Genomic DNA, 19,931 nt, shown 5'->3' with positions numbered 1-19,931 from the left:
CTCCTCTAATTAAAAAGAGTTGGATCCAACCTATTAAAAAATCTAACCAATTTGATGAAGTTGATATGTAATAAACATTTAAGATAACTTTTATTATTTTTAAATTACACTTATTCCAAGTAAGGTTTATAAAAAAGTACATAAGTTAATTAAAGTAGAGGGTAGTAAGTTATGAAACCAAATGATAAGTTAACTGGTAAGCATATAAAGTGGATATTAGCCACATTCTTCACATGGACATTTGACCTATATGACCTTTTTAGCATTCTACTAGTAACTCCATACATTGCGGGACTATTCTTTCCCTCCAAGGTAGTATTATTGTCAATAGCTGCCACATACGCTGGGTTTTTAACCTCATTCCTCATGAGGCCAGTTGGTGCAGTATACTTTGGGAATAACATTTCAGATAAGTTAGGTAGAAAGAAAGCCATAATATATGGAATTATCGCACTTTCAATCACTGCAACTTTACAAGGAGCATTACCCACTTACGAAGCAGCAGGTGTAATAGCTCCAATATTACTAATCATATTAAGGCTAGCGGAGGGATTCTTTGTAGGTGGTATAACGGCAGGAAGTCACACAATTGGTCCAGAATCAGTTCCAGAGAGGCATAGGGGATGGGTTGGCGGAATAGGTTTTAGTGCTGCAGGAGCAGCTTACCTAATCGCTTCCGCTTGGTTTTATTTAACTGCATTACTATTCCCTGGCTCTTCATATCTAGTATGGGGATGGAGAGTTATGTTCTTTGGAGGACTTCTCCCGTTAGTAGTTCTAGCATTCGTGAGCTATTTAGTGCCAGAATCTGAGACGTGGCAAAGAGCTAAGGAGAGATTAAAACCCGTAAAAACTCCCGTAAGAGAACTGTTTTCTTCAAGATATCGTAAAGTATTCGGTATAGCCTTAATTATCACTGTAGGATGGGCGCTAATGTACTATCTAACACAAGGATTGCTCCCGACGTTTTTAAGCAAGGTTAACGGACTGTCTAAAGCTGAGATTGGAATCACAATGCTCATTGCCTCTGTTGGTATGTTAATCGGACCAACATTAGGAGGTGAGATCTCACAGCACATAGGGAGAAAGTTAATGTCGATAATAGGTGGAGTTATAGTGATAGTCATCTCCCCACTATATCTTTATTTAGGATCCCTTTCAGCAAACGCTTTAGGAGAGATAATTCTAGCCACATTCCTCATATCCCTTTTAAGCGACTTTGGTGGTGGTATAGTCATGGTTTACTTAAATGAACTCTATCCAACTAATATTAGGGGTACTGGAGTAGCATTTACGTGGAATACCGGATTTGCAATAGGTGGTGCATCACCAACGATTATAAGCTTAATTCTTGCTGAAGTGGGAGGGATATCCAGATTTCCAATGCTAATGTTTTCAGCATTACTCTTCACAGCTGCAATCATACTAATAGGATCTATTCTAACTAAAGAGACAAAGGGAAACATCTCGAAGGAGCTAGAATTAATGGAGAAAGAAAAGGCGAAATAAGTAATGAAAGCGATGAGAATTGTAGAGTTTGGGAAACCATTAGAGCTAACAGATATCTATGAGATTCCTAGGCCTAAATCAAATCAAGTATTGGTAAGAGTACAAGCAGCTGGAGTGTGCCACACAGACGTTTCAGTGAGAAGTGGAATAATTTATAAGAGGATTAATGTAAATCCACCAAAACTCCCTCTTATACCTGGGCATGAAATAGCTGGAATTGTAGAGGAAATAGGAGATGAAGTTGTTGGATTAGCTAAAGGTGATAAAGTTATTATAAACCCTTGGCAAGGTGAGGGAAATTGTTTCTACTGCAAAATAGGAGAAGACCAATACTGCGACTCACCTACGTGGTTAGGTATTACGACAGATGGTGGTTTTCAAGAATACGTACTTTCAACTCACAATTACGTGTATAAAATAAAAAATCTCTTACCATATGAAGCAGCACCATTAGCTTGTGCTGGAATTACAGCATATAGGGCGAGTAAACTAGCTAAGTTAAATCCATCTAGTTACGTAGCGATAATTGGAGCTGGGGGAGGATTAGGAAGTATGGGAGTGCAAATAATTAGAGCACTTTATGGTTCCACAATTATAGCTATAGATATCAACGAAGAGGGACTAGAATTAGCCTCAAAACTCGGAGCTGACTACACTTTAAACGGTGGAAAAGAAGTATACCAAGAAGTGCTTAAAATAACAAATGGAAGAGGTGTAGATGCCATAATAGATTTCGTGGGTTCAGAAAACACGATTAAAAGTTACTATACATTTTTAGCTAAATTGGGGAGGTACATCAAAGTGGGAACATTTGGTGGGGGTTTACCCAATGAGGCCGGATTAAAATTACATTCAATGGGATGGCAATTCATAGGTACACTAACCGGAAACAGAAAGGAATTTTTGGAAGTCGTAAGTCTTGCCGAAAACGGGAGAATAAAACCAGTTGTCACTAAACTAAGGCTAGAGAAAGCTAATGAAGCATTGGATAATCTTGAAAAAAATAAGGTAACTGGAAGACAAGTATTAATACCTTGAAACGAGAAAATAGAGTATGGAAATAAGAAGATTCATTGAAGAAGTCGAAAAGTTAAACCTCTTAAGAGAGGTGAGGGGAGCTCACTGGAATTTAGAGATAGGCGCAATAACCGACCTTAACGCAAAAAGGAAGAAATATACTTTACTGTTTGACGAGATCGTAGATTACCCTAAGGGATTTAGAGTGCTAACGGGGACCCTCCTAGATTCTAAGAGAGTTGGCTTAGCCTTAGGTTTTTCCTCTAATTTAAATGACATCCAACTTGTTACGAAATTAAGGGAGAGATTAAACTACGCGAGTAGAGAGTATAAGAGTTACGATCCCATAGAAGTCTCAGATAGCCCTTTTTTAGAGAACGTAGATAAAGAGGAAAACGTAAATTTATTCAAGTTTCCAGCACCCAAATGGCACGAATTAGATGGAGGAAGATATATTGGTACTGCAGATGCTGTGATAACTAAGGATCCGGACTCGGATTGGATTAATGTAGGAGCTTACAGGGTAATGTTAGTTGATAGGAACAAATTAGCAATCTTTATAGAAGCTAGTCATCACGGGCGATTGCACATCGAGAAATATCTTAAACAGGGAAGAAAAGCACCAATAGCGATTTCCTTTGGCCCTCCACTATCGCTCTTCATCTTTGCGGGGATGGAAGTTCCTTATGGAGTATCAGAATATAATTTCGCTGGAGCAGTGGTGGGAGAAAGGGTGAAAGTATTTAGGGGTGAAGTTACTGGATTACCAATACCTGCGGAAAGTGAAATAGCTGTTGAAGGTTATATAACCGGAGAAGTAACTGATGAAGGACCTTTCGGTGAATTCATGGGATATTACGCTGGAGGTAAAATGAAGAGTCCGCTTATAGAAATCAAAAGGGTATATTATAGGCAAGATCCAATCCTTCTAGGCACAGCCCCCAGTATACCACCCTATGATTATTCATATCTTAGATGTCCAATTAGATCCGCGATGATCTGGGATTTCCTAGAAAGAGCTGGAGTTCCAAACGTAAAGGGAGTTTGGGCACATGAAGTAGGGTTCTCTAGGGCATTTATAGTTATATCAATTAAGCAAACTTTTGCAGGACACGCAACTATGGTAGGGCATTTAATTGCAACATCTCCTTTAGCGTCCTATGGTGGGAGATACATAATTATCGTAGATGAAGATATAGATCCTTCAGATTTAAATCAAGTAATATGGGCAATATGTACTAGGTCAGACCCATCTATAACCATAGATGTTATTAAGAACGTTAATAGCACGCCCCTAGATCCAATGGCTGAAAGAAAAGAGAACGTAAAGGAATACGTCTCCTCTAGAGCAATTATCTATGCAGTAAAGCCCTTTGACAAGCTAATAAGAAATCAGTTTCCAGTTGAGGTTAAACCTAATGAGGAATTGGTAGAAAAAGTCACAAAAAAGTTTAGCCACGTATTTTCACCTTAATGTAATTTTTCTCGATTGTATACTAAAAAATTTTTTATACCTTTATAACCTATAACATATACTCAGTATGAGCATATATGAGATGTTAAAGAAGATAAGGGACTCCTTCACAGCTCAACAATATGAAATCCCATTAAAAGTAATTAACGATTATCAAATATATGAGCTCGAGCTAGAGAATATCTTCTCAAGAAGTTGGATATTTCTAGGATTTGAAGAAGAGATACCAAATGAAGGAGATTACATGGTGAGATATATTGGTCCAGATCCATTTATCGTAATTAGGGGAGAGGATGGTAAAATAAGGGCATTCTTCAATAGCTGTAGACACAGAGGAACAATGATCTGCACTAGTGAATACGGAAACGCGAAGATATTCACTTGTCCGTATCACGGTTGGTCATATAATAACAAGGGAAAACTAATAGGTGTTCCTCTACGTGAGAGGATCTACAAGAATCTAGACCTAGAAAAATGGGGTTTAATTGAAATAAAAGTGCAACAATATGAAAACCTAATATTTGGGAGTGAAAATCCAAAGATAAGCTTAAACGAGTATTTAGGGGAAGCGAAGTACTATTTAGATATAATATTTAAACTAACTGGTAGAATGAGACCGATAAACACTCCATTCAAGTTCACAGCTGACTTCAACTGGAAAATTGGAGCAGAGAATTTTTCTGAAGATAGACTACATACAGTAGTCACACATAAAACAGTAGCAGAATTCGGATTCGCAAGTCCAGTATCTAGATTCGGTTACATTACACCCGGTTTAAACGAGGTCTCTATTGCAGATCTTAAGGATGTAGAGGGGAAGGTTATAGGAGCATTTGGGTTTAGATTTACTCCTGGTGAGCATATTCCAGGTTATTTCGGGTTTAAGATAAATATTTCATTCAATGATCGTAGGGAGACACTATTAAAGAAAATATCTCACACAGTATTTACAATTTTTCCTAACTTATCCGGCTTCATTGCAGCAGACTCTTCAGATGGATCGAGAAAAGACAGAGCACCAGTATCTCTTTTAAGGGTATGGCAACCATTAGGACCGGATAAGACACTCATTCAAACTTGGGTTATAGTTCCCAAAGATACACCGGATGAAATAGCTAAAAGGGTTTACGAAATAACGGTATCACATTTCGGTCCAAGTGGCGCTGCAGAGCAAGATGATACAAGTATATGGCGTGGTATAACTCAAGTTTCAAGGGGATATTTTGCTAAAATGAATATCACCAATCTTAAGGCTGAGCCTGATCTACAACCATTAGAAGGGTGGGAAGGGCCGGGAATAGTAAGGCCGACACAATTCCATGAAGAATGTCAAAGAACCTTTTGGAAAAGATGGATAATGGAGATGTTGGGGGAGGAAAAATGAACATTCAAGAACTCTTTTATCATATTTATAATTTCGAGATTACAGAGGCGGAGTTGCTAGATGCAGAAGATTACAATAGGTGGTTAATGCTATTAGACGACGATTACGAATATTATATTATAGAGGGTGAAACTAGACAAGGGAAGAAATTAGATTTCAGCAATAGGAAACTTCTTTTCTACGCTGACAAAAGTAAATGGAAATTGTTTATTGATAGGTTACTTTCAAGTTATGGATGGAGTTATCAATATGCACAAACAAAAACAAGGAGAATAGTTGGGAATATAAGGATACTAGAGCGTAAAGAAAATAACGTAGTTTACGTGACAAGTAATATCTTAGTCTTAAGGTTTAACGCCGAAGATATAAAAGAATACCCTACTTTAATCTCTGGTAAGAGAGAAGATACGCTTAGGATCTATGGCGATAATGAGGTTAAGATTGTGAAAAGGATAGTGTATTTAGACTCAACCAGTTATCCGTCATATAATCTCTACTTTCCCCTATAGCCCGTTATCAAGTGAGCCTTCTATTTAAATATCTTTTTTTCTCTACTTATACTTTAGGAGTGATATTTATAGGTTAGAACCTCAACTTATATATATGCAAAGTACGTCCAAATATACTTTTAACTGCTAGAGTACTCATAACGTGGAAGTTTTCTATTACTACAGTGTAGTTATTAATTCATTTCCAAAGACTAAAGGATATAATAGGTAAATTTTAAAAAAGTATAATAATGATTTTGTGACTGACTGTGTTGTGGTTAACTTCAAAATTATACAAAAACCTATTTATTATCCAGAGTATTTCGTATGAGTAAGAGGAGATACATGAGGGATCGGAACAAGTATGATGAGGACGCGATCTTGGGCCTATGCTTCGATGACTCATATGGCTAACTTCATTGGGAGTTGAGCTAAGGGTTAGCGTAATGAAATGTGATAAAATTGTTTATTCTTTATCACTCTATGATATAATTCTATTGAAATTTATTAAAGAGCTCTACAAAGCAGTAACTAACCAAATTAGGCGTTCGATAAAACTATAATAGTATCATTATTTCCACTCTATATGGATACGTACAATTAGAAATATTTCTGACTACAATAGCATCTCCATAAATAAATGTTCGGAAATGTTGTTCGGATCTGCTAATTTTCTTAAGCTCTCTACTGTATTTTTAAACATAAATTTTAGATCTGATTATTCGTTGAAATAAAGATAACAGTAGCTATATCGAAAAATATTTAATAGATCAACTAATCGGATCTAAATATAACAAATGTATAAAAAAATTGAATGACTTTATAGAAAATTACTTCCTGTTTTCCTTATAAACTACTTGTTCTTCTACGGGTCTATCCCCTAACCCTAAAACCACGAGTCTGTAATCGTGGATCATGTACGGATTTATGCCATATCTGAACATTTCTTCTGGGTCAGCTCTCAATAAGACATTCATTTCTTCTTCTGACAAACCGTACTCCTTCATTACTTCTTGTGGATTTTTCCTAAATCTCTCCCTTAATTCCTTGTTATCCCTTAGATCATATATTAACTTATGTATCTTATACCTAGATATATCTGGAAAGGTAAAATACACTACCATGTTGATCTCCTTGTGAGAGATTATATAATAATTTAGTATATTAAGCTTTTCTATCGAGCTTACCTTGGAAGTCTCTTCAATATATAGAATGAAACTATAGGCAAAGGGGTTTTTTGTGAAAAATAAAATAATTTACGGCATTTTCTAAGCTAATCCTTAATGTGAATTTACTACCCATAAGAAGTGATAACGTTTTTCTTCGCATTTGCTTCGATCTCTTTTGTTTTTACTCGTATGCAAGACTAATAATAATTAATTGTAAATTTTTGTATAACTCTATGGTCATAAAGCACATTTTTGAATACTTAAATAATTAAGGGACCCTTGACATGGATTGAATCACTTAACTATGGAAAAAGATCTACTTTATGTATTAAACTAATTGAAACTGCGTATCCAAATTTTAAGAACTAAAGATCCCAGTTTCGTTACAAAAATCATGAGTTATAGTTTTTTACTAAACATTAGTGTTCACATTTAGTCCAGTTTTACTTTTAAGATAATTCAATGCTGCCCTAGCTATTTCCTCATCTTGATCAGAAGAATAGGCTCCCCCTACTCCTATACCTCCTATAACTTTTCCATCAACTTCTATTGGTAAACCTCCCTTTAAGATTGTGAATCTGCCATTAAACATGTTTTGAATCCCATAGGAGGGCTTTCCCGGCTGGGCACTCTCAGAGTAAACTCTGGTAGGTCTCCTCGAGAGTGCAGATGTGAATGCTTTATTAATGGCCGTTTCTATACCAATGATTCTAGCATCGTCCATTCTATGAAATGCTATTAAGTATCCTTCGTCATCAACAATTGCTATATTGACACTAATCCCTAATTCCTTTGCCTTTAATTCTCCTCCTTCAATTAAAATCTTAGCCTCATCTAGCGTTAGCCTTGGAGCACTTATCATGAATTCATTCCCTCCCTTCTATTAACTCATTAATGTAGGAAGAAGTGACAGGGGTCCTCTTAAACCTAACTTTTAGAAGCTTCTCCAATGCTATGAACGTCGCAGCTAATCCCCCTATTGTACCAGATTCCCCTACTCCTCTAGCACCGCTACTTAACGCTGAAGGTACCTCAACTTCGTAAACTTCAGCTTCCCTAAATGACTCCAAAGCTGTTGGTAATCCAACATCATTCACTGAACTGAACTTCGGTACTCCATTCTCGTCGTATTCAGCAGCTTCTAACGTAACCTGGGATATCCCTTGTAACGCTCCGCCCACGATTTGTCCTTCAACCTCATCCTTTACTAAAATCCTTCCCACATCATCTACAGCGTAAAACCCTATAACTTTAGGCGTGTAAGTTTCCTTATCAATATCAACCACAGCTAAATGGAAGCTAGGAGTGAAGATATCTTCTGCTTTTAGGTAAACCTCAGCCTCATATATCTCATTACCTTCAATTGCGTCCTTTAATGAAATATTTAACTCTGTGAGCTTCTTGTTCAAAGCCTTGAATGCCTCAATTATGGCAGATCCTCCTACAGCAGCAGCTCTACTACCATAACTTCCTACTCCCTCTTTGAGACCCTCAGTGGTTCCAGTTCTTATAATTACCTTATCCCCATCAATTCCAAAGGTTTCTTGAATTAGGTTACTAAAGGAAGACTGATAAGCTTGACCGTGATGTCCAGAACCAACTATTACCTCCACCTTACCCTTACCTACCCTTACCTTAGCTCCTTCGCCGGGCGAAGTTCTAATTAGTTCCGCAAAGAACGCAACTCCAATTCCTTTATCCTTATAAATCTCTTTAAGTCTCTTATATAATTCCACGCCCTTTTCGAAAACTTGTGCATAACCCGCCTTATCCAATTTTAACCCTAACGGAGTGACATATGCTTCTTTAACCATGTTCTTTCTTCTAATCTCAATGGAATCCATCCCTATTTTCTCTGCAAAGTCCTCGATCAGCGTTTCATGAAACAGAGTAGCCTCAGGTCTACCAGCTCCCCTATAGATTACATAAGGAGGTAAGTTCGTGTAAACACCAATTGCTCTAACTCTCGCAAACTTCATAGTATATGGGCCAGTCAAATTACTCGCAATAAATGAGGGAGTTGTTAACGATATAGCATACGCATATGCTCCTAAATTTAACGTTATTTCACCCTCTATACCTAATAATGTACCGTCCTTCTTTCCGTATAATTTAACTTTTCCAAAAACACCTCTACCTTGAGATAGACCTATTAAATGTTCATATCTGGTTTCTATCCACTTTACAGGTTTTCTTAATTTCATTGATGCGTAAGCGGCTATAATATACTCTGCAGGTGAGTTAAGTTTACTACCAAATCCTCCTCCAACGTTTGGTGGTGCAATAACTGTTATTTTATCGGGAGGAATCCCCAAGGCTTCTTGAAGATTATTTCTCACTCTGAAAGCGGATTGAGTTGAAGCGTAAACTAATAATCTATCCCCGTCGTAATAGGCTAAAATACCTCTAGGTTCCATTGGATTTCCCGGAATTCTCTCTTGATATATCTCCCTTTCAACGACGACATCAGCGTCCTTAGCAAGTGATAGCTCTCCTCCCTTAAGTTCTTGATCTAATGCAATATTCGACTTTAGTCCTTGGTGAATTACTATATTACCCTTTAATGAGTCTTGGATCGTTACAACTGGTTGCAGCACTTCATAGTCTATCTTAACTTCTTCTACTATATCCTCAGTCTCATATCTATCTTCAACTACTACAGCAGCTATTGGTTGACCATAAAAATTGACCATACCATCAGCTAGAACTGGCATTTTCACTATATTGGCATTTTGTACGGGAGTTGCAGGGAGTAACGCTTTGAGTTCCTTTGAAGTAAGGAAAAGTAACGCTTTAGAGGGCTTTGAGATATCCACTATTCTAGCCCTAGCATAGGATGATCTAACTATCCCTAAGTATACGGTATCTTTTAAGTTGATGTCGTCAAGATATGTAGATTTTCCAGTAATGACTTCATAATGTTCCTTCAGTTTCATGATAATGAATTACATATACGTAAGTAAAAAAGTTTATGGTGTTTTATGCTTTGTAGGGCTCGTCAATAAATTTCATAGAGAATCAGATCACAGAAGAGTAATAAATCACGGGAGAAAGGATTCAATATTTGAATACGTTCTTAAGGGGCTCTCCTTTTAAGAACCTCATAACCTCTAAAATTGCGTTTTCCGCACCCCTTTCAAACGCCTCGGCTGTAACACCACCTATGTGAGGAGTTATAATAACGTTCTCCAGCTTCAGCAAAGGATTTGTTTCAAGGGGAGGTTCTACACTCAAAACATCCAACCCTGCACCAGCAATTGTTTTATTGACTAGTGCCTCATACAGTGCTTCCTCATCTATTATACCACCCCTACTAGTGTTTATAATTATGGCATTTTTCTTCATTAATAATAGTTCTTTCCTACCAATGAGCCCCTTAGTCTCCTTAGTTAACGGTATATGAAGAGTAACAACGTCGCTGATGGAAAGTAAACTTCTCAACTCTGCCATTTCATCAACCTCTGCAGGTTTCTCAATTACGTAGGGATCATATCCTATTACCCTCATTTCAAAGGCCTTAGCTACTCTAGCCACCCTCTTGCCTATATTTCCTAAACCTATAATGCCCATGGTCTTTCCATATAACTCCCAACCCAATATACCTTGAGCTTCAACCCATTTTCCACCTTTTACCAAATCATAAATCCTCGTTAGTTTTCTCATTAATGCTAATGCCAATAGGAAAGTCAGTTCGACAACTGATGGGGAGTTTACACCCGGATTATAGGTTATTATTATACCCCTCCTCTTGGCTTCATCAAGATCAATCCTAGTCTCGTCAACTCCGACTCCAGTTCTCGCAATAAGCCTCAAATAATTGGCATGTTGAAGGATTTCCTTATCGAGTTTAGCCTTCCTATTTATTATAGCAATAACATCCTTAATCTTTGACAACCATTCATCCCTTGATGCATAAGGATCTATTGCCTCTACATCTGCTAATTCCTTTAGTTCTTCCAGATATTTTTTAACTTTTTCTGAATTAGATTCAAAAATACTTCTTTCAACGAGGACTTTGAGCTTATGTGAGCTCATGAATAATAGTAAGAATACCTAGTTTTTAACTTTTATTTTTAGAAACATAGTAAGAAAAAACCTTTACTTGACTTTGCATATCTCTATTAAGATCAGTCCTTTTTATTTGTTTATTTATTTAATTACCTTTCATATAACTCCTTATCATCACCTTTAGTTTCCTTCACCAAAATAGTACAGATTAAACTGATCATTGAAACGGCAGCAGCACTAGCCGCAACATAAGGCCATGATTGCAAAATAGAGGGTGCTAATGCTATTATTGGAGGCAAGACAAAAGTCGTATAGATTCCGGAGAACAGTCCTCCAAATTGATAAGCTAACCCAGCACCTGATACTCTGTATTTAGTTTCAAATTCTTTTGTATACCAATATGCTTGAACTGCAGTTGAGGGAACTGTAGCGGTTACTAGGATTATGTAAGCTATCATTATTAATGGTAAACTCAAAGTATTTGCAAGTATGAAGAATATTGGAACTGCTATTGCGCTAGCAGTTGTTGATATGTAAAAGACTACTTTTGGTGACCTTATTTTCTTTTTATCTAATAAAATACCAGCAGCTAAGGTAGCAGTCCACAATGCTACTATAAACCCTATAGCACCTCCTAATGAGGCTACTGCTGGAGATGGTAAACCTCCTATAAGACCTCCTTTAGCCAATGTCACTATGTATGAAACCGAGAAAGCTACAGTTATTCCACTCATTATTGCAGTTATATAGAACCAACTACCCGCAAGCAGTAGTACCTTTCCTCCATAACGTCTAAGAACCTCGGCAGCTGGGTATCTTGCTACTTGAGCCTTTTTCTTCAGTTTTAAGAATACTGGACTTTCTCTAAAGAGGTATCTCACTATGGCACCAGCGACTAGCACTATCGCTGCAATGTAAAACAACAATCTCCATCCCCAACTAACGATAGCGGGTTCAGGCAATAATAATGAGAGGGCTGTGAATCCAAGTGAAGCAGCGACAATACCCATCTGCCCCATTATGTTATATAAGGCACTGTAGGTTCCCAAGCTACCCATTTTATATGCGAATTCACTATACCACGTGGCACCTCCTCCCCATTCTCCTCCAAAACCTAATCCCACTATGAATCTCAATACAAACAGTAGTATAACTGCTGCTAGTCCTATTGGTGGCAATAACGCGATACCGAGAACGCCTATAAATGATAGCAGTAAAGTTAAAACAAGAGTCGACTGTCTACCAATTTTATCTCCTAAGTGGCCGAAAATAAAAGCCCCTAAAGGTCTTGCGAGAAAGGCTATTCCATAAGTTGCTAGACTTATTGCGAGTGCAAGATTTGGATTGTTTGAAACAACTGGACTAATAAACAATGAAGGCCAAACTAGTGCTGCAGCAATATCTGCCACGAAGAAATCATAGTAGTCAATGAGATTCCCTATGCTAGATATTAGGAATACGTTTCTTACCTCTTTTGGACTTACTTCTATTTCCCCTTCTCCCGATATAGACGTATCCTTAGCCATTCTAAGTATTATTTTGAAAAACTATTTATTAAGCTTTCGGTCAAATTTTTCCCACTTACAAAAATTAACTTAACATTCCGATAGATAAAATGAATTAAAAAAATTCGACTTGATGAATGCATTAATTATCTTTATTTAAAAATATATAAATACTAGTTTGATCACCATCAATGAGCACCATACTTAATTAGATTCTAACCGCTTTACAATGTATATTTATTTAACATATTTCATCAAAGCTTTTAAATGCTGGTAATAAGTAATTAATGATATATATGGGAGAAATAGTAGCCGCTGGATGTTCGTCTCATGCTCCACAATTGAGTAAAAAAGAAATCAAGTATTCATCAATATACGCAGAGCAAGTAAAGAGGATTCACGATGCCTTAAAGAAATTATGGGAAAAGATGAGCGAAAACGATCCAGATTCCCTAATAATAATTTACCCCGATCACATTGAAACCTTTTTCTTAACAAACTTCCCAAGCATAAATGTTATTGTTGATAGGGAGACAGAAGCACACATTCCCGGCTGGGGTACAACGAAGTTCGAGATAAATTACGAACTTGCTAAAGACATATTATTTGGTTTAGTGGAAAATGGATTTGACCCGTCATTCTCTCAAAGAGTGGCAATACCTCACGCTGCTTACGTCCCATTAATGTATATGTTCAGAAAGAATAAAGTCCCCATAGTGCCAATACACGTAAACGCTAATGTTGATCCAAAAATTCACCCTAAAAGGGCTTTAGAGTTAGGAAGGACTATTGCAAAGATAATTGCAAAGAAGAGACCTAGTAATGAAAAAATCGCAATAATAGGTACTGGAGGCTTATCCCATTACCCTGGTACACCATACTACGGTAAAATTGATGTGGAGACTGACAATAAGATTCTTTCTCTGCTTAAAGAAGGCAAAGGAGAGGAACTAACCCATTTCACTCCGGAAGAGCTTGAGGAAACTGGTAACATAGAATTAAGGACTTGGATAGTAACTGCAGGATCAGTGGGTAATAGGCCCGCTGAACTAATAGAGAGACAAATAACTTATCATATAGATTACGCAGTAGTAAGATTTTTATTATAACAAAGTAATTTTTTTCTCTAAATAGAAGTTTAATTATGAAAAACTTATAAACGTGTTTTGATACTAAATTATAAATGCATCACAAGAGGTGGAAAGATGGGGTCTAGATTGTTAATAATAGCCGCACACCTAGGGGATTTCGTATGGAGAGCATCTGGAGTAATAGCCAAATACGCAAAACAAGGTAAACCAGTTCAAATCGTTACCCTAACCTATGGAGAGAAAGGAGAATCCCCACTAGCGTGGAGACAAGGAGCCAAGTCAGTAGAAGAAGTTAAGAAGATAAGAAGACAAGAGGGAGAGTGCGCTTCAAGAGCACTAGGAAATGTACCAATAGAATACCTAGACTGGGGAGATCACCCACTAATTATAAATGATGAAAGAATGCTCACGATCGCAAACATTATCAGAAAATTCGCACCAGACGTCATAATAACTCACGGCCCAGACGATAAACTAAGACCAGACCACATAACCACTGCAAACGCAGTACTCTCAGCAGTAAGACTTGCCGCAATAGATGGGCTTAAATTAGACTATCCTCCAGTACCAGAACCCAGAGTGTTCGGTTTCGATCCACATGTTGGGGATCAAGCTGGCTTCTACCCTCACGTATACGTAAATATAACAGACGTTTATGAGGCTAAGCAGAAGGCTATGAGTTGTCTAGAATCTCAAAGGCACGAGGTTGAATACTACGCTTTGAGGGATCAGTTAAGAGGATTACAAACTAGAAGATTTGGGTGGAAGAACTACTTTAAGTACGCTGAAGCCTTCTATATGTATAGTCCTATAATTGGGGAGGATTTACCGTGAAGCCGGTAATTGTTAGGGAAATACCTAGGTCTCCTAAGGACCCGGAGAGGATAAGGAGGCTTCTTGAGACAAGTGTTGCTACAATCGCTGAGTCTCAAGAGAAGTTGGGATTGCTAAGTCCAAGTATTAGGCCTATACAGCCTGGTCTTAAGGCTGCTGGTACTGCAGTTACTGTGAAGTGTGCTGATGGGGATAATTTGATGTTACATGTAGCCTTAGAGGTTGCTAAGCCGGGTGATGTGATCGTGATGACGACGATAAGTGGTTCTGCTAATGGTGTTTTCGGTGAGCTTTTGGCTACTTCGTTTAGGGTTAGGGGAATATCTGCGTTCATAACTGATTCTGGTGTAAGGGATGTGGCTATTTTGAGGGAGATGAAATATCCGGTGTGGTCTAAGTACATTACTGCAGTGGGGACTTCTAAGAATAGGCCGGGTTGGGTTAATGTTCCAATAAGTATTGATGGTGTGATTATTAATCCTGGGGATTTCATATTGGCTGATGATGATGGTGTTGTAGTAGTTCCTAGGGGGGAGATCGATGAGGTTTTAGCTAAGGCGAAGGAGAGGGAGGAGAGGGAGAATGTGGTAAGAAAGAGGTTGTTAAATGGGGAGTTAACAGTTGACATTTATAACTTTAGGAAAGTGATCTCGGATCTGGGAATAAAATACGTAAATAGTCTAGATGAGGTTCTGAAGAAGGAAGAGAACAAATAAATAAAAATGATTTTGTTAAAAAATAACATTATTTATTTTTTGAGTTATATAGCTTATCTATAAGTTTATAAAATTCTTCATGGTCTATAGTTAGAACTGACTCAAGTTCTAAGGGATCTAAAAATTTTTTGAGATTAAAGTTAGGAGAAAAAATTTCTAACCTTTCTCCACTCTTAGTTCTGACTTTCCTTATGAGGACATAAGCGTACTCGTTCTTCAGTTCTATATATTCTCCCGTCTCTTCGTAAATTTCTTCCAACTTATCTTCACCATTTAATAAAACGTTGTAAGGCTATCAGCCAGTACAATATTAGTATCTGGTATAATTTCTCTCCTAGCTATCTTCCAGGCTCCATTTACCTTTCGCAAAATATCGGATCTCTCGTAGGAGAACAATTCATGATATAAGTTATCATGTTTATGTCTATAAAATAACACATTACTAAGAACCTTAACTTCATTTTCATTTAGTATGGCATCTATTCTCACATTGGTCACAAAGTGTCTAGTCATAGATCTTGGAATTTCAGCCCAAGCATATTCAGTATATAATCTATTCACTCTCTTTTCAAGGAGAGTCCTATTATCCATGATCATAGGTGATCCCAACTGCTGTTCTACACTATTGGAGACTACGTTAAGCCTAGAGTACATTATGTATTCAGCGTCAGCTGTCCACAATTCTAACCATTCTTTGAACTTGTAATTATCTAATAATTCTGCTTCTTTATTTAAGAATTGCACTATTTCGAACCACAACTCCATAGTATTCATTTCCCTCACCTCTTAACTCAGTAAAATCTCAACATATCTCTTCCACCAAGCTAATGATGATTTATCAGCAGGTTCCCTAAAAACTTGTACCTCTTTACTATGAGGCAATGGGAAGTCCTCAACTGGTCCTTCCTTTAATCTTTGAACCATTGGTAACTTTACATTATTTCCAATAACACTAGCTGACATACGTGTTTGCATTATCCAATTCTCTACATCATCGACATCTAGAATTCCTGAAGCGTCTTGCATGAATATACATTGTCTATAACTAGCCCTCTTATAGTCCTCATTAGCAGACTTTGGAACTAGACAGTATGTTAATACCTCAGTCTTATCTACGTCAACTGGTCTCCAAACCCTAAGTAAATAATCTTGGACGTATTTCTGTCTTTCCTCTCCAGAAAATAGAGAATGGACTATTAAGGCAAGGTTAGGGAAAACTCTAATTCTAGTTATTGCTAAAGTTAACATTTCCATCTTTAATGCCAATAACTGGTCTTCACTTAACTTCCCTTTAAGATGTTCCAGTAATCCTGGAGGGTATATTTGATAGATTTTCTCCGGTACTGGCAACTCTTTAATCTTATCTAAGTTTTCTTGAGTTATGTCATATAATGATGTTATTCCACCACCATGACCCTTAGCTGAGGCGAATTGATATCCAGAAAATCCGCCTGGAACTTTTTTAACTCCTTCCGGTGGCTGGAGTCCTACATCCTCTAGTTTTAGTGGATTTGCAGATATGCTATAGGTAGACCTATGCGTAAAGGGAATGTGATAAGAGTCACTCCCAAAATTGTCCACTGGGGCTTTCCAACTCATGTTCACTACCCATCTTATAGGATTGCCGTATACTTCTACATCCCCTCCCCTAATTGCAAGATCTAAATACCATTTGAACTCACCTAGATAATTCTCAAGGCTTTCGGCCTTCCCATCTAAATTACCGAAGATAAATCCTTTATAATTCTCGATTCTTACCGGAATCAACCCATATTTGGATCTATCTAGGACGTTACTAAAGGTTTCATCTTGAGGTATACCAACTAAGTCTCCCTTGTTAGAATATGTCCAAAAGTGATATGGGCATCTAAAGAAAGAGGCATTACCTCTATCTACCTTGGAGAAAGCCCTTCCTCTGTGTCTACAAACATTAAGGAAAGCCCTTATTTTTCCATCATCCCCTTTTGCCACTATAACAGACACATTAGGACCTATGTACCTTAATACGTAGTCACCCTCATTAGGGATTTCACTTTCATGTGCTAAGAAATGCCATACTCTTGGCCATAATTTCTTCATTTCCAATTCGAATAATTCCCTACTTGCATACATTGACAGTGGTAATTCCGGATATCCTCCCTCTATGGAACTCTTTAGTTCCTCTAATATTTCATACACATCTTTCATAGATTCCTTTCCTCCAAACATTTCACATCATTTGGATTTAATATTCAGAAGCTAATAAACCTTTTTTATATTATTAGTATACTCAATAATAGAAATTTGAATTTATTGTACACAAATTATATAAACTAATTTATGGTGACTATAGCAGAAACACGATTACTCTTCGTTATATATCATAGTATTATTTTTCATTTCAGAACATAGTTAACTTTATAATCTTCCATTAACTCATTATTTATATGCAAGTTAAGGAAAAAATTAGAAATATCCTTGATGATTTTCAACCTGAAAAAGGCCAAATACCTCTATCGTTATTCATTGATCAGGATATATATGATTTGGAATTGGCTACGGTATTTAGAAAGAGTTGGTTGTTTTTAGGTTTTGATAGCATGATAAGTCATGCTGGAGATTATTTTACAACCACCATGGGTGAAGCTCCTGTAATTGTCACAAGAGACCAAAACAACCAAGTTAGAGTCTTTTTGAACTTCTGTATCCATAAGGGGATGAGAGTTTGTAGGGCAACTCAGGGCAATTCGTCCTTCTTTAGATGTCCTTATCATGGTTGGACATTTGATAACACTGGTAAATTAGTTGGCGTTCCTTACTTTGACCCTGGATATGCGGGCATTTTAGAAAAGGACAAACTAGGTTTAATACAAATACCTAATATTAAAGTATATAAGGGGACAATATGGGCTTCTCTTGATGAGAAACCGATACCATTTGAGGATTTCTTAGGAGATATGAAGTTATATCTGGACTTAATTTTAGACATGTTTGAAGGTAACTTAGAAGTTTATGGTGGAATTCATAGGTGGCTAATACCAGTTAATTGGAAAATCCCATTGGAGAATTTCGCCGGAGATGCGTATCATGCACCTTTCACTCACGCTTCCACAATACCAATAGGTCTAAGGACTGGATATCCAAATAATGTAAGGATAATTTATCCAGGAAATGGACACGGCATAGTCTCAGTGCCATCTGGAGTATCTACTCGTAAAGTTGCTGATATTGAGGGACTAAGGCCCTATAGGGAAAGATTGGAAAAAGCAATTGAGGTGCTATCTCAAAGATACGGCGAATTTGTTAAGAACATGTTCCCATTTGGTCCATTAAACGTATTTCCTAACTTCTCTCTTCACTTTACATGGAACTACCTAATTTTCCACATATGGCACCCTAGAGGACCTACGCAGACGGAAGTGCACGGCGGTCTCTTGATATTTAGTGATCTACCCGAAGAAACGAAGAGACAAGTTCTAAAAAGATCCTTACATGAGTTTGGCCCAGCGGGATTATTAGAGCAAGATGACGCCGAAGTCTGGAGCAGAATTACTGAGAGCGGTATCGCAGTAAGAAGACACTCTATTAATCCTAAACTGATATACGTTAGAGGTCTAGGGATGGATAAAAGTGCTGAGGAAGTATTAGGAAAAGGCGCTAAAGGGATAGTAGGAGAGTATTTCAGTGAAGTCTCATTAAGGGGGTTTTACTCAACCCTAAAGAAATACCTAATGGGTGAGGCTCAATGAATGTGACTTATGATGAATATCTCAAGGTTCTCTCATTCCTATATAATGAAGCCATGCTTCTTGATGATAAAAGGTATAAGGAATGGCTAAGTTTATTGAGCGAGAATTTTGAGTACAAGATCTTTCTAGCCGATTTCGTTCCCTATACGGATGAAGGACCAAAACTAATCACGGTTCTCGACGAGGATAGAAAAGCTGTTGAAAGGAGAGTAAATAGACTTTATACAGAATACGCGTGGGCTGAAGATCCGCAATCCCATACTTTAAGAGTTATCTCTAATGTGATCATTGAGGAAAAGGTAGATAATTCTTATACAGTAAGAAGCTATGTTATTTTGCATAGAGATAGGGGAGATTTGAAAAACGAGGTATTTTACGCAAAAAGAAAGGATAAGATTATCATAACTGACAAGGGACTTAAATTGGATAAAAGAGATGTAGTAATAATGGAAAGTATTCTCAAAGAAAGAAACATAAGTGTCATAATTTAGGGTGTCAACCTTTGTCAAAAAATGAAATCGATCTGGTTAACGAGTTCGCCCATGTGGTGATAAAAGTTGATAATGAGGCAAATGGGGTAAGACTTAACATAGAATCTAAAAGATTCAATAGAAAGATTTGGCTCGACCCACTAATGCTAGATTTTCTAACCTTACTTGATGAAGACGAACTACTGGAATTGATTAAAAGTATAATTATACAAAAGTATCAGAAAATATAGAATTTTTAATTAAGTTCCATGAGATTTTGAAGCCATAGCGTACTTTACATGTACGTTTTATCAAAATTGCCTACTTTGCGTCTAATATAGAAGTGGGAGAATAGTTTTCTTTACGTTCATATCATTATTTAATGGTAAAGTCCTAGACTATACAGCGAATTAAAGGATAGCAAACGATGATGCTGAACCACTTGATAGCGCTATAAAGTGGCAATTATCTAGTCTTGATTTAATTAGAATAGCCTAAAGAATAGGTATCAATTTGTCAAAAAAAGATTACAGTTAAA

19 protein-coding genes are annotated in these 19,931 nt (G+C 37.1%); 11 read left to right on the top strand and 8 right to left on the bottom strand.

The window, feature by feature from the left end; genetic code table 11:
• Window positions 1–171: 171 nt before the first annotated feature.
• From GFS03_RS05215 to GFS03_RS05195, 5 genes are all read left to right on the top strand, one after another.
• Window positions 172–1,509 (top strand): MFS transporter, encoded by a 1,338-nt coding sequence (locus tag GFS03_RS05215; RefSeq protein ID WP_153422828.1) that lies wholly within the window; start codon window positions 172–174, stop codon window positions 1,507–1,509.
• Window positions 1,510–1,512: 3 nt separating this feature from the next.
• Window positions 1,513–2,547 carry an NAD(P)-dependent alcohol dehydrogenase gene (locus GFS03_RS05210; protein ID WP_153422827.1) on the top strand — a complete coding sequence of 345 codons (1,035 nt, stop codon included), beginning with the start codon at window positions 1,513–1,515 and terminating at the stop codon, window positions 2,545–2,547.
• Window positions 2,548–2,563: 16 nt separating this feature from the next.
• Window positions 2,564–4,000, top strand: coding sequence for a UbiD family decarboxylase (locus GFS03_RS05205; protein ID WP_153422826.1), 1,437 nt, complete (start codon window positions 2,564–2,566; stop codon window positions 3,998–4,000).
• A 67-nt stretch (window positions 4,001–4,067) separates the two neighbouring features.
• The gene (locus tag GFS03_RS05200) at window positions 4,068–5,384 is read left to right on the top strand and encodes an aromatic ring-hydroxylating oxygenase subunit alpha (protein WP_153422825.1); all 1,317 of its coding nucleotides are present in this window, start codon (window positions 4,068–4,070) and stop codon (window positions 5,382–5,384) included.
• Window positions 5,381–5,893 carry an aromatic-ring-hydroxylating dioxygenase subunit beta gene (locus GFS03_RS05195; protein ID WP_153422824.1) on the top strand — a complete coding sequence of 171 codons (513 nt, stop codon included), beginning with the start codon at window positions 5,381–5,383 and terminating at the stop codon, window positions 5,891–5,893. The genes GFS03_RS05200 and GFS03_RS05195 overlap by 4 nt, the downstream gene beginning before the upstream one ends.
• An 809-nt stretch (window positions 5,894–6,702) precedes the next feature.
• On the opposite strand, the gene GFS03_RS05190 is transcribed toward GFS03_RS05195, so the two are convergent.
• From GFS03_RS05190 to GFS03_RS05170, 5 genes are all read right to left on the bottom strand, one after another.
• Window positions 6,703–6,996, bottom strand: a complete 294-nt coding sequence (locus GFS03_RS05190; protein WP_153422823.1) for a hypothetical protein — start codon at window positions 6,994–6,996, stop codon at window positions 6,703–6,705.
• A gap of 457 nt (window positions 6,997–7,453) precedes the next feature.
• Window positions 7,454–7,903, bottom strand: a complete 450-nt coding sequence (locus GFS03_RS05185; protein ID WP_153422822.1) for a GlcG/HbpS family heme-binding protein — start codon at window positions 7,901–7,903, stop codon at window positions 7,454–7,456.
• 4 nt (window positions 7,904–7,907) lie between these two features.
• Entirely contained in the window at window positions 7,908–9,977 is a 2,070-nt protein-coding gene (locus GFS03_RS05180; RefSeq protein WP_153422821.1) for a xanthine dehydrogenase family protein molybdopterin-binding subunit, read from the bottom strand.
• 121 nt (window positions 9,978–10,098) lie between these two features.
• Entirely contained in the window at window positions 10,099–11,076 is a 978-nt protein-coding gene (locus GFS03_RS05175) for a hydroxyacid dehydrogenase (RefSeq protein ID WP_153422820.1), read from the bottom strand.
• Window positions 11,077–11,198: 122 nt separating this feature from the next.
• Window positions 11,199–12,575: an MFS transporter gene (locus GFS03_RS05170; RefSeq protein ID WP_153422819.1), complete on the bottom strand. Its 1,377-nt coding sequence runs from the start codon at window positions 12,573–12,575 to the stop codon at window positions 11,199–11,201.
• Between the two features lie 275 nt (window positions 12,576–12,850).
• Here GFS03_RS05170 and GFS03_RS05165 point away from each other — a divergent pair, with 275 nt between their 5' ends.
• From GFS03_RS05165 to GFS03_RS05155, 3 genes are all read left to right on the top strand, one after another.
• Window positions 12,851–13,663, top strand: coding sequence for a hypothetical protein (locus GFS03_RS05165; protein WP_162000406.1), 813 nt, complete (start codon window positions 12,851–12,853; stop codon window positions 13,661–13,663).
• 96 nt (window positions 13,664–13,759) lie between these two features.
• Window positions 13,760–14,479 (top strand): PIG-L deacetylase family protein, encoded by a 720-nt coding sequence (locus tag GFS03_RS05160; RefSeq protein ID WP_153422817.1) that lies wholly within the window; start codon window positions 13,760–13,762, stop codon window positions 14,477–14,479.
• Window positions 14,476–15,195, top strand: a complete 720-nt coding sequence (locus GFS03_RS05155) for a 4-carboxy-4-hydroxy-2-oxoadipate aldolase/oxaloacetate decarboxylase (protein WP_153422816.1) — start codon at window positions 14,476–14,478, stop codon at window positions 15,193–15,195. The genes GFS03_RS05160 and GFS03_RS05155 overlap by 4 nt, the downstream gene beginning before the upstream one ends.
• A gap of 28 nt (window positions 15,196–15,223) precedes the next feature.
• On the opposite strand, the gene GFS03_RS05150 is transcribed toward GFS03_RS05155, so the two are convergent.
• Genes GFS03_RS05150 through GFS03_RS05140 form a run of 3 tightly spaced genes read right to left on the bottom strand, consistent with a single transcriptional unit; the run spans window position 15,224 to window position 17,382 of the window.
• Complete coding sequence (locus GFS03_RS05150; protein ID WP_181443780.1) at window positions 15,224–15,454, bottom strand: dihydrodiol dehydrogenase; 231 nt, start codon at window positions 15,452–15,454, stop codon at window positions 15,224–15,226.
• 14 nt (window positions 15,455–15,468) lie between these two features.
• On the bottom strand, window positions 15,469–15,969 hold the full coding sequence (locus GFS03_RS05145) for an aromatic-ring-hydroxylating dioxygenase subunit beta (protein WP_153422815.1): 501 nt from the start codon (window positions 15,967–15,969) through the stop codon (window positions 15,469–15,471).
• Window positions 15,970–15,981: 12 nt separating this feature from the next.
• Window positions 15,982–17,382 (bottom strand): aromatic ring-hydroxylating oxygenase subunit alpha, encoded by a 1,401-nt coding sequence (locus tag GFS03_RS05140; RefSeq protein ID WP_162000405.1) that lies wholly within the window; start codon window positions 17,380–17,382, stop codon window positions 15,982–15,984.
• Window positions 17,383–17,621: 239 nt separating this feature from the next.
• On the opposite strand from GFS03_RS05140, the gene GFS03_RS05135 reads away from it, so the two are divergent.
• Genes GFS03_RS05135 through GFS03_RS05125 form a run of 3 tightly spaced genes read left to right on the top strand, consistent with a single transcriptional unit; the run spans window position 17,622 to window position 19,644 of the window.
• Window positions 17,622–18,923: an aromatic ring-hydroxylating oxygenase subunit alpha gene (locus tag GFS03_RS05135; protein WP_153422813.1), complete on the top strand. Its 1,302-nt coding sequence runs from the start codon at window positions 17,622–17,624 to the stop codon at window positions 18,921–18,923.
• The gene (locus tag GFS03_RS05130) at window positions 18,920–19,414 is read left to right on the top strand and encodes an aromatic-ring-hydroxylating dioxygenase subunit beta (protein WP_153422812.1); all 495 of its coding nucleotides are present in this window, start codon (window positions 18,920–18,922) and stop codon (window positions 19,412–19,414) included. The genes GFS03_RS05135 and GFS03_RS05130 overlap by 4 nt, the downstream gene beginning before the upstream one ends.
• 11 nt (window positions 19,415–19,425) lie before the next feature.
• A complete protein-coding gene (locus GFS03_RS05125) occupies window positions 19,426–19,644 on the top strand; it encodes a hypothetical protein (RefSeq protein WP_153422811.1) in 219 nt (72 codons plus the stop codon).
• Window positions 19,645–19,931 lie beyond the last annotated feature (287 nt).

The organism is Sulfolobus sp. E5-1-F (genome assembly GCF_009601705.1).
Taxonomy (GTDB): domain Archaea; phylum Thermoproteota; class Thermoprotei_A; order Sulfolobales; family Sulfolobaceae; genus Saccharolobus.
The sequence above is the reverse complement of the archived record's forward strand: the minus strand, read 5'-3'. Positions and strand labels throughout refer to the sequence as shown.